Here is an 11,037-nt window from a genome sequence, read left to right on the forward strand (position 1 = left end):
CTATGACCCAATCTCTCGGGGTGGTCGTGGCGGTCGGGCGGCGCGAGGCGCCGCAATGTCGCCCTGGCGTGGCCCGTCGAGGTCAATTGTCCCCGCTGAGGTACTGCCGCCGCGCGCCGGTGCAGACCCAGCCGCTGGCTCTGGGCCGGAGGCCTGGCTCGCGCTGCGACTGGCCATCGTGGAGGCCTGCGCGGGCGCACGGGCGGGTGACGACGAGGTAGCTGCGGTGTCCGGGCGGGACTGGCGCAGCGGGGCCGGTGACGACGTGTCGGCGGGCCCCGAGGAAGCGGGTCGGGACGGCGGCGCGCCGTTGGCGTTCTTACCGGAGCGCAGCACGTGCCCGGCGCTGCCGGCGACGCCAGCCGCTTTGGCGGCGGCCTCGGCGGGCACAGCCACCTCGGGTGCGGCCACCTTCACCGCGCCTATGGCCGCGGTGGTTGCTGCGGACTTGGCTGCGGATTTCGCCGGTGTGGTGCTGGCGCCGGTGTCGGCTCCGCTACCCGTGACCACGGTGCGCGACGAACGCGCCGACCGCGGCTTGAACCACTCCATTCCCGGTGTGGGGCGGGCCTCTGAACCGCTGTCGGCGTCCTGTTCGTCGGATGCGGCATCGCGACGGGCCTTGCGGCGCGCGCCGATCCCCCGCGCGGCCGAGAGGGCCGTCTCCTCGCGCACGGCACCAGTGCCTGCGTGCCAGGCACTGCTGATCTGGCGGCCGATGGTGCCGGTGCTGTCGGCGTGGAACGAGCGGTCGACGAACCGGAAGCCCAGCCAGAGTGCGGCCGCGGCAACAGCCATGATGAGCACCCGTGGGATGGCCGTCGTCGTGGCCGCGCCGAACGCGTCGGTGGTCAGCACCCACGTGATGCCGATCGCCGAGACGGCCAGGTAGACCTCGAACACCATCAGCTGCACGACGTGCATGAAAAGCTCTGTGCCACAGTGCTTCGCGAACGCCAGCGCCCGCCCGAAGCCGAGCATCCCGATCAGGAAGGACGGACCCACCAGGATGCCGAAGTAGAGCGACTTGATCCCCACCATCATCGCCGACAGGCCGACGTAGAAGTAGAAGAAGGCCACCACGATCGCCACTAGGACCAGCAGCAGGCCGATCGTGGCGTCGGAGCCCCCAAGGCGCTGAGCGTAGGCCAGGGCTTGTGGCGCACCGCAGCTTGCCATGGCGTGGGCCGGGCCGGGGCCATCCACGCCGCCCGCACCGATGATGGCCGTATTCCAGGCTTGTCGGCACCCGCCGAGGTCGTCGACCACCATGCCAAAGTTGAGGACCTGCAACGGGTGGCGCACACCGGCTGTCACGACGTTGGCCATCAAGGCATCGAGTTTGGCGTCCAGCGAGCCGCCCGAGGCAAACGGCGCCCCGGTCGCGGCCTGGGCGATCTCCAATCCGGTACCACGACCCAGCGCCAGCAGGCCGTGGTCACTGTAGAGGTCGCCGATGGGATCGGAGAACACCGTGGCCAGGAGCACCGTCAGGACGCCGGCAGTCCCGAGCATTGCCCATCCGCGGCCCGGTTGGCCCCGCAGTATGTGATAGCCAGCGACGGTGACGCAGACTGTAATGGCGATGGGGCCCAACATCATCGAATGGACTAGGGCAGTTACGGCGTTGTAGAGCGGGGCGGCGAAGGTGGCCACGGCGGCCAGCCAGCCGGTGGACAGCGCGAAGCGCAGAAACCACAGCGCGGCGGCCATGATGAAGATGAAGGTTCCGGCGATCATGCCCAACCACCACGAGGCCGTCGCGTTGTCGACGGCACGTTCCATGGCCGCAGCCATCCAGGGCATCCACGTGCTCGGGTCGAGCATCGAGACGTCCTGCCCGTTGTTGGTCGCGGCTTCTCGGACCGACACCATCGACAGGAAGTAGAACGCGAGCGGGACACCATCGGTGTCGCGCAGCCCGGTCCAGCCCAGCGCGGCCGAACCGCCCGCGGCCACGGCGTTCGGCGCGCACAGCAGCGCCACGAAGGACAGCGTGTAGGTCACCGTCATCGTCACGACCGTGCGGCGTGCCCGTGGGTGGTCGGCCAGCCACAGCGTGAGAGCGCCCGAGGTCATGCGAATACCGCCTGGGGTGGGGTGCTGTCGACGTCGGCGGCGAGCTGGGTGGTCGGGGCACCCAGGAAGCGGCAGCGCGCCCGCCGGCCGCGCTCGTCGACGATGAATCCCTCCCCCATCCGCGAGGGGTGAACCTTGCCGAAGGCGTCGTCGTCGCTGTCCTCGTCGTCGGCTGACTCGGCCGGACTGGTGTCCTCGTAGTAGGACTGCACGACCTCGGGGTACAGCGCGGGGTCGACACCGGCCCACTCCAGCGTCTTGGTGGCCAACTCCTCGTTGCGGATTGCGAACAGCCATTTCTGGGTGATGAACTTGTCGCCCATCCGCTCGAAGTCGCGGTAGTCCTGGGAGATCAGCCAGATGCCGGTGGCGTGCTTGCGGCCCTGGCGGGTGATGCGGTGCGCGGTGCGCGCACCGGCGGGGTAGGCCATCAGCTCGGCTGCCTCTTCGAAGATCATCGTCGAGAACTGCTCGCGGCGCAGGAACTGATGGCGCTGCACAGTGTCGATGATCAGCCCGTAGATCGCCATCCCGGCCCGCGCGCTCTTGGGCAGCTTGTCGTAGAGGTGGGGATTGAGGATGTCGTCGGCGTCGGGTAGGCCGAGCCGGTTGGTCAGCCAAATCGTGGCCAGGGACTGCGATGTCGAGTACGGCGGCAACGTCTCGTCGAAGATGGCCCGCGCTGCTGGCTGTGTGGCCCAGGCTTCCAGACGGGCGAGCAGCATGTCGTTGCTGGCGTCGGGTTGGTCACGCAGATAGCCGATCAACGAGCGCATGGAGTGGATTCCATTGCTGTGACGCATGTCTGGGCTAACCAGAAGGGTGAAGCGGTTCTCCATGTCACTGTCGGCGGGGACACCGATCATCGGCAGGATGTGGTTGGCCGCGACGTCTCCGGCTTCCTCGAAGGGGAACATGCGCAGCGGATCGAGACTGAACCGGGAATCCCCGAGGTCGACGGTGGTGGTGTCGGTGACGTTGCGGAAGGCTTGGCCCCACTCGCCGTGAGTTCCGGGGTCGAACACGTCGACCTTGCCGCCGCGCAGCACAACCTCGATCCCGGAGAGCTTGGCGCGGTTGGATTTGCCGGCCCCTGGATCGCCGATGACGATGAGTCCGGTGTTCTTCTGCCGGCGGGCGCATCCCTCCGGATCGTGCAGGATCAGGCTGCGCCGCAACGTGTTCTGGTTCTCGGCCAGCGGTGTCCCGCGGGAGTCACCCACTCGGGTGGAGATCAGTGGAGTGAATCGTCCCCATAGGTGCGCCGAGGTCGGATCGCGGAACTCGTCGAGGTGAGCATGCTTTTCGCTGCCGGGCGTGAACGCCGCCCACAGCTTGGATTGCGCGCCACGCCAGCGGCTGACGGCGATCTCGGCCTGGTCCAGCTCGTGGCGGACCTGCTTCACAGCGTCCTCGCACATCTCCAAAGTGGGTGCGCCCACGGCGATCAGCGTCGCGACGTCCAACTCGCGCTCGCTGGGATTGGCCTTGATCTGCGCGTTGTACTCACGGGTGTTGGCCAGTTTGATGTCGAGTTCGTCGTCCTCTTCGATCATGCGGCCGCGCTGGCGCATCTGGTCCTTGATGTTCTTGGCCGCGCGCGCGTTGAGCGCCTCGGCGCGGTCGGGGCTGCGGACCGTGACGTGCTGCATCCAGTCGATGGCCGCGTCGGTCTCGACATTATCGAGTGCGTACAGGTAGGCGGCCTTGGTGAACCGTAGGCCGGTGTCCGGAAAGTGCGTCACCGGCAGAAGCGCTTGGTAACTCCACGGACCATCGGGGCGATCGGCGTCGTACAGGCGAACGATGGGGCGCATCGTCGGCCACCATGACGACCGCACGGCGTTGGCGCCCTCGTCGACGCCGGGGCGTACGAAGGCAGCAGAGGTCAGCCGGTCCGGGCCGACCGCGGACGGAGGCATCGGTTCGTGCAGTGCACCACGGAAGACCTGGTGGCGGTGCTGCCACAGGATCTGCAGCGGGCTGGCGGGACGGACGCTGAATTGTGCGGGCAGTGAGGCGACCACTTCAGCGGCCAGGCGCGCGTAGGCGGCTACCGAGGTGTCGGAGTCGACGTCGCGGCCCACGACCCAGTCCTTGGCCTTGGTGGCCGCTCCGGCTGCGTTGCGCCCGCCCCGGCCGCTGTCGACCGGGAACGTCAGCCACCCGCGCCGTCGCTGTTCGAGGAAGACCGGCGCGCCAGCCGGTGCGGCGGCGGGATTGAAGGTGGGCTCCCACAGTCGGCAGTGCTCCACCCAGCCCGGTTGGTGGCCGTGGTTACCAACCATGTTGCGCAGCAGGCGGTTCGGATCGGTGGTGTCCAAGAGTCCGGACAGCGACCATCCGGAGGGCAGCGCGCGAGCCAGGTTGCGGTAGTAGCGGCTTCCCCGCTCATGGGTGCGCAGCGGCCTGAGCACCAGGGGTAGCCCGTCGATGAGGTAGTCGGCGTACACCCCGCCGCGGGTGAAACGCAGGTTGCCGATCACCGCCAGCGGTGGATCGTAGAGATGATCGACGCGCGGTTCAGCGTTGCGGGCCATCAGCGCTCCTTGGCGTGGGTGCGTGCCGCGCACGAATGCTTGGGCAGGATCGTCGTCAAGGCGAAAGAGACGCGGGCAGAAAGGGATGGCCGCCGTTTGGGCAGCACCATTCGTAGGATCACTGTCACCAGGACCGCCGCGACGGCCGCGCCGCCGAGCACCCCGAACCCGGAGCCTTCGTGTGTTCGGAACCACCACAGTGCGGGCAGCACGATCATGCCGATGGCGATCAGCTCGGGAGCGCGGTAGGGCCCGCCGGGCAGTCGATTGCCCGTCGAAGACTCCCCCGCGTAGATCGGGACATCGCGGATTCCGGTGAAGACCTTGGCCGGCTCTCCGGTGGGAACCTCGTTTGGCATGGTCAGCTCTCTTCGTAATTGCTGATGAGGATGGGCTGGTCGTTCGTATCGTCGATTAGCTCAGTGGTTCCGTAGATCAGAGCGGCTACGACGAGGGCGCCCAGAAGGGACGCGCTCATCTCAGCCGGTCGATTCGTCAATGCCCGTAGACCGACACGATGCCGCGCTGCTGCAGCTCCTGATTTCCAGACTGCTGGAATCCCGCGACGTTGGCGATGATCAGCGACAGGATGATGCCACCCACCACGGCGGCGATGGCCGATCCGATGCCCTGCTTGAACCCGTTGCGGAGGCCGACCGCGATGCCCAGCGCCATCGCCGCCAAGCCGCCCACGACGACGACGATGGAGAAGATCTCCTGGGACATGCCCACGATCCCCTGCGCCGCCAGAACTGTTGTGCCCGAGTGGATGATCATTACGCTTCCCTTCGTGTGATGTTGGATGTTCTATGCCGATGGCGCGGTGCCGGTGCCGGCGCCGGGGACTGGAGGTGGCGGGGCCTCATGAACCGAGGCACCTCGCAGTGCTGGCGAAGACCAGGCACAGCGCCGTCCCGGCGACGAGTCCACCGATCGCCGCTTCGAGGCCGTGCTGCACGCCGGCGCGGCGTCCTACGGTGACTCCGAGTGTCACGCTGGCCAGGAGTCCGAGTGCGGTGCTGGCCAGGCAGCCGATGACGACGACTAGCCGTACGGTTTCCGGGGCCACGCCCGCGATGGCCTGCGTCGTGGAAAGTGTTGTGCCCGAGTGGATGATCATCGTGGTTCCTTCGGTGTGGGACTGGATGGACTGAGCCGATGAGATGGCGCCATCAGCGGCTAGCGGGGTCTCATCGCGGTGCCGCCGGCGACGGGGGTTGGCGGGGCGTCGGGGTCGATTGCGGGGACCACGTCGACTGCGGCGACCGACCATGCGCCGGCGCTCGCTCGCAGGGTTAGCGGGTACTGCAGCGGGGTCGTGGTGTAGTCGGCGGCGCGGGCACTTACCGTCACCCAGACGCGCAGCTCGGTGCCCTCGGCCGGGGCGTCGGGAACCTGATGCTGGGCGCGAATTGAGGTCACGGTGGCCGTGGCGTAGGCGCGCAGCGGGCCGAGCCCCGAGTCGACGGTGACGAACCGCTCGATGCCGTTGGCATCGGTGAGGTAGCACGTCACGAAGCCGGTGATGACCCCGGCCAGCACGGCGTCGTTGGTGATGGTGACCGGATAGTCCAGCGACACGTCGACCCCTGGGGGTGGGGGGTCGCGGCGTGCGGGCTTGGCCATCGCACGGGGCGCGCCGCCGTTGTACACGCTGACCGGCAGCTGGTAGTAGCTCCGAACCGGAGGGGCGTTGGTATAGGACTGCTCGGTGACGGCCACGATGACGCCGTAGGTGGCGACGCTGGGTGCTGTCTCCCCGACGAACGTCGCCGAGGCGGCCTGCGCCGAGACGATCAGCGGGGAGGTCGTGGGCAGCGACATGTCGCTGGTGTCGGGGAAGCAGCGTGCTACCTCTGCGGCCCGGCTGCTGCTGGCGGTCAAAAGCACCGTCACGCAGTCGATCGCGTAACTTTCCACCAAGGCGGTCTCGTTGCCGACCGAGCGCGCCGTCACCGCCACTGGTGTCTCGTCGGGTGGAAAGACCCACCGCCACAGCGTGGACGCTCCGCTGACCACCGAGCAGACCACCAGGATGGTCACGATGACCTTGGCGCCGCCCTGGCCGGTCGTGGTCAGGCGCCGCCGCCAGGTATTCGTCAGCTGCATGTCAAACCGCCTTGTGCCCAATGATTTTGATAGTCGATACCGCGAAGGTTCCGTCCGCCGGATCGCGCGAGGAGTCCCCACCCGGCAGCACGGGTGCCGGAGCTGCCGCACCGTGATCACCGCCGAGGATGTCGCCGAGGATCGACGGTCCTGCGCCGGGAGGGGGTGTGGGACCGGTGCTAGACGGTGCGATGGCGGGCGGGCGGTTGGTCTCCTGGATGATCACGGTGATCTTGGATGCCAGGACGCCGGGCCGAATCGACTCCACGGCTTCGCCACGGACGTTGCCGGTGTTCTGATTCTTCACCGTGCGGTCGGTGTCGTTGAACTGCCATTGCACCCGCGTGACCACGCGGTGCTGGAGCCACGGATCGGGTTGGTCGGGGCCGACGTCGGTCTTGTTCACCGCGCCCGGCACGATCGACACCGCCGTGATGACGAACGTGCGCCCCAGGTCGATCTGCAGGACCTGACCGTCGACCGATCGCACACAGATCCACGGGGTGGTCGAGGCGGGGTCGGCTACCGACTGCGCCGACGTGGAGCCCGGTGGGCAGTCCGAGGACGCCGTAAAGGGCAGCGGACCATCGGTATTCGGTGGCGTGGTCGGCGGCGCCACGTCGGCCGTCCGAGGTGCCACCGGCGCGGCAGTCGGTCGAGGAGGCTGCTCGCTGGGTGAGTTGGCCATGGTCACGACCAGCGTGATGACGGTGCCGATGACGGCCACGGCGCCGAACGCGGCGAGAACCCATGGAGTGAACCGGCGCGGCGGCCCATCCTGGGAACGGGCGTCGGCGGGGCCGTTGTCCAGTTCCACCGCCGGCCCGCGGACGTCGAGCGGCGAACCGGACAGCATGTCGTGCCCGGAGGGGTCGTAGTCATCGTCGTCGTAATCGAATTCGCCGTACTCCGATGTTGTTTCTTCCTCGGCGTCGTCGCCGGACTCCTCCGAGGGGGTCGCTTGCGGCAGGATGTCGGTCGATTCGAGGTCGGGGTTCCTCGTCGCCGTCGCGGTGCGCGGCGTCCGAACCGTGGCCGAGGTGGCGAGGTCGCCGCCCTGGTCCCGGCCGTCGTCGTGTTCGTCACCGTCGTGAACGCTGATCGCCCCGATGTGCTTGAGCCACTCGTCGTTGTCGATGTGGCCCGTCATGACAGCCTCGCATCGACCACGCCTCGCCAACGCGCCATAAGGCGACTGCCTTCGATCAGATCGACCCCCATCACGGCGGCGAGGGCGCATACCGTCGATGGACGCCACGACCGGGGTCGCAGGACAAGGTTTCGCACAGTCGGCCCCCAGATGACGGTGAACGACCATCGAGCGGCAACGCTGCGCCGCAACCGCTCCCTCAGGTTCCACGGCGCGTTCGTGAGGACGTCGCGCGCTGCGAACCACTCCTGAAGCTGTTGAGCGACACGGTCGTTCGTATAGACGCTTGGGCAAGAGTCCAGGAAGGTGAGCGCGTCGATCTGCCTCAGCCACTCCTCGGTGTCGGTTCGGCCGTGCTGCGCAGCGGTTCGCCCCGGTGCGGGCCTCGACTGCCCCGTCGCCGTGGAGATGGAGGCGTACAGATCCCGCGATGCCGTTGAAAAGTCTCGCCTGGCCCGATGCCAAGTCGTCAGCGCATGCGTCATGGCCGTCGACCCCGGTCGCTACCGGTCGGGCGGTTGCCCGCGCGGGTACGCCGGCCCGGCGGCACCGCGGCGCGTGGTGTGAACTCTGGAGCGGCGTCCAGGCCCTCCGTCTCGGACGCGCCCCATCGCAGGTACAGGTCCTCCACGGGGGCAGCAGCGGCCGCCGGCAGCGCGGCAGCGCGGGGAGCCGAGATGGGCGCCGGGGTCGCGGGCGCGACGTACGGGGGCGTCCACGGTGCAGCGGGAAGGACTTGGCCGTTCCGACGCGGCCGGCGGCTGCGCACCAGGTGCAGCACCAGGACCGCGGCCGCTGCCGCCAACAGGATTGGAGCGAGCTGCACGAGTATCTGGACGAGCACGGCGATGACGACGGTGAACCCGACCACCACCCCTGCCGCCACCATCAGCACGGTCTTCACGGCTAGCCTCCTCGGTTCGATCAATGACCAACTCTGTAGCCGCACCGTATCCACTAAGGAGTAAATGTGTCCACACTCATGGACGACTAAGGGCGAAATATGGTTCTGTTAGCTCATGGAGGCACCAGAACAGGGCATCGAGCGGTTGCACCACTTCGTGACCGAGCGTCGCCGCGCATTGGGAATCAGCCGCACGCAGATGTTCGCCCGTGGCGGGCCGTCGCCATCGACGATGAACAAGGCCCTCACCGGAGACCGTGGCCTGTCGCGATCGACCCTGGAGCGCATCGATCGCGCACTGGGATGGGCGCCGGGCTCAGCGGAGTCCGTGATGGACGGCGGTACCCCCACCTCACGCATCCCGGCATCCAGCGAGGCGGCCTGTCCGGCGCACGAACACGTCGTCACCGTCCTGGAAAGCACCCGAACACAGCTGCATACCGCCCTGGAGCTGGTGGAAGGTCTGCTCGGGTCCGGCCATGCCCGCTGAGATCTACGACGAGGAGCGCCGCGCCTGGATCGCCGCGCGTGCCGGAATCTGGATGTTCCAGAAGCGCCGCGCGGAACTGCTAGGCAAACGCATCCGGGCCCGTAGCCGTGCCAAGGTGGGTGCCCGCCCCGACCCGCACGACGACCAGGTGACACCGCCGCTGATCTTCCGTACGTCCTCCACCACCACCGGCGCCGTCGAAACCGGAGTCGCGGCAGCCCTTGCTGCAGCCGCCCCCATCGGGTGGCCGGCCGGCCGGATGCTCTACACCATGATCACCGGGCTGATCCCCGAGCGTCTGCAGGCCTATCCGATCGCGGCGCTGCTCGGCGCTGCGATCCTCTGCGGGGCTCCCCTACCGCTGCTCTACGACCCCAACCCGTCGCTGATGAGCACCCTGATCATCCCGTGGCTGCTGGCCCAGATTCCCGCCACCTTCGCCTCGGCCGCCGCCTACGGTGTTCTCGAAGGGTGGCTGGCCATCGACGGTTCCAGCGACTGGTGGCCGTTGGCACCCGCCCAGCGCGATGTCGACGACACCCTCATCCTTGGCCCGGCTCCCGTCTCCATGCCGACCCTGCTCGACCCCGACCCAGCCGCCGATAAGCCGTTGTCAGACGCTTTGCGTGTCCCACGCAGACGACCAGCACCCGTGAACTGGACCCGGCTGGCCATGCCCGCCGCCGTCGCTGCCCTGGGCAGCCTCTGGTACCTAGCCGCGGTTGCGACGACCCTCGCCCACTTTCCGGCCACCGCGCTCGCCGGCACGTAGCCGCGGCCATCAGCCCAGAACCGCAGCCTGCCATCTCGGGTGCGGGACAGGCGGGGCAGGCTGGAGGCATGACGAATCCTGGCGGCCCGCCGACCGATGAACGCGGCGCCCTACTGATCACGACCGATTCTTCGGGCCAGGCCGTGAGTTTCGAGCAGATATGTGTGTTGTCGAGTGACGAATACACGCGATTCAAAGACGCCTACAAGCAAATCGCCGGGCTTGTGTTTGGCTCGATTTACACGTACTTCAGCTCGTCGAAGAGCTTGCTGCGGTCGGCCGTGATGGCTGCAAACCAGGCTTCGGACGTCGGCCTGGTCCAGTTCAACTCGGCTCCCGATTCGTTCGCCACGTGGCTGACCAGCTTGCGCGCAACCGCGCTGTCGCTGTCGGTCGTCTATCACCAGGACCAAATGCTGCGGCGTATCGAGAAGGCCTACGGGGAGGAAAGCCCGGAATACAGCCAGGTCAAAGGTGATTTTCACGGACTGTACGACGGATTCGCCGGTTATCGATTCTTGTACGACCTGCGCAACGTCATGGTGCACGAGTCGATGGAAGCGGTCACGGCGGCCGTCAAGCAGCTTCTAGTCGGCGGCAAGGTCCAATCCAACTGGAAAGTGACCGTCGACCGGACCTTCGTTGCTCAATCCGACATGAAGAAACCGGTCAAGACCGAAATCGTGGCCCTGAGTCATAACCCCAGCCTGCTCGACTTGGCCGATGAGATCACCGAGCCGCTGGCCACGGTGAACAAGGCCATCGAGACCAAGTTGTTGGACAGCATGTCGTCGGCATGTCAAGCCGTGGCGGAGTTCGACGACATGTTCGCAGGTAAGTCCGGCCTGCGTGCCATCGCCAACTCGCCTGGCGATGGGCCCGGACCTCACATCCCCGCGTACACACCATGGTCTCAGCGGGTGATCGACCTGGCCCGGAGTCGGCTCCAGACCCCTGGCGGTGAGTGAGGCAGGGCCATCGGCGGTTTGGCCC

At 67.5% G+C, this 11,037-nt stretch carries 11 protein-coding genes; 3 read left to right on the plus strand and 8 right to left on the minus strand.

Going from position 1 to position 11,037, the window contains the following annotated elements; all coding sequences use genetic code 11:
- From AC3WTE_RS27820 to AC3WTE_RS27855, 8 genes are all read right to left on the minus strand, one after another.
- Nucleotides 1-2,079, minus strand: a complete 2,079-nt coding sequence (locus AC3WTE_RS27820; protein ID WP_492442725.1) for a hypothetical protein — start codon at nt 2,077-2,079, stop codon at nt 1-3.
- Nucleotides 2,076-4,619, minus strand: a complete 2,544-nt coding sequence (locus tag AC3WTE_RS27825) for an ATP-binding protein (protein ID WP_492442726.1) — start codon at nt 4,617-4,619, stop codon at nt 2,076-2,078. Before AC3WTE_RS27825 ends, AC3WTE_RS27820 begins: the two co-directional genes overlap by 4 nt.
- Nucleotides 4,619-4,978, minus strand: a complete 360-nt coding sequence (locus AC3WTE_RS27830; protein WP_492442727.1) for a hypothetical protein — start codon at nt 4,976-4,978, stop codon at nt 4,619-4,621. Before AC3WTE_RS27830 ends, AC3WTE_RS27825 begins: the two co-directional genes overlap by 1 nt.
- 136 nt (nt 4,979-5,114) lie before the next feature.
- On the minus strand, nt 5,115-5,396 hold the full coding sequence (locus AC3WTE_RS27835) for a hypothetical protein (RefSeq protein WP_492442728.1): 282 nt from the start codon (nt 5,394-5,396) through the stop codon (nt 5,115-5,117).
- Nucleotides 5,397-5,481: 85 nt separating this feature from the next.
- Nucleotides 5,482-5,739, minus strand: coding sequence for a hypothetical protein (locus tag AC3WTE_RS27840; protein ID WP_492442729.1), 258 nt, complete (start codon nt 5,737-5,739; stop codon nt 5,482-5,484).
- A 59-nt stretch (nt 5,740-5,798) separates the two neighbouring features.
- Nucleotides 5,799-6,728 (minus strand): conjugal transfer protein, encoded by a 930-nt coding sequence (locus tag AC3WTE_RS27845; protein WP_492442730.1) that lies wholly within the window; start codon nt 6,726-6,728, stop codon nt 5,799-5,801.
- Between the two features lies 1 nt (nt 6,729).
- Entirely contained in the window at nt 6,730-7,878 is a 1,149-nt protein-coding gene (locus AC3WTE_RS27850; protein WP_492442731.1) for a hypothetical protein, read from the minus strand.
- A 481-nt stretch (nt 7,879-8,359) separates the two neighbouring features.
- On the minus strand, nt 8,360-8,782 hold the full coding sequence (locus tag AC3WTE_RS27855; RefSeq protein ID WP_492442732.1) for a hypothetical protein: 423 nt from the start codon (nt 8,780-8,782) through the stop codon (nt 8,360-8,362).
- 115 nt (nt 8,783-8,897) lie between these two features.
- Here AC3WTE_RS27855 and AC3WTE_RS27860 point away from each other — a divergent pair, with 115 nt between their 5' ends.
- From AC3WTE_RS27860 to AC3WTE_RS27870, 3 genes are all read left to right on the plus strand, one after another.
- Nucleotides 8,898-9,272: a helix-turn-helix domain-containing protein gene (locus AC3WTE_RS27860; protein WP_492442733.1), complete on the plus strand. Its 375-nt coding sequence runs from the start codon at nt 8,898-8,900 to the stop codon at nt 9,270-9,272.
- A complete protein-coding gene (locus tag AC3WTE_RS27865) occupies nt 9,262-10,044 on the plus strand; it encodes a hypothetical protein (protein ID WP_492442734.1) in 783 nt (260 codons plus the stop codon). Before AC3WTE_RS27860 ends, AC3WTE_RS27865 begins: the two co-directional genes overlap by 11 nt.
- A 68-nt stretch (nt 10,045-10,112) precedes the next feature.
- Complete coding sequence (locus AC3WTE_RS27870; protein WP_492442735.1) at nt 10,113-11,012, plus strand: hypothetical protein; 900 nt, start codon at nt 10,113-10,115, stop codon at nt 11,010-11,012.
- Nucleotides 11,013-11,037 lie beyond the last annotated feature (25 nt).

It is taken from the genome of Mycobacterium sp. FW102-FHT13B02 (genome assembly GCF_058790275.1).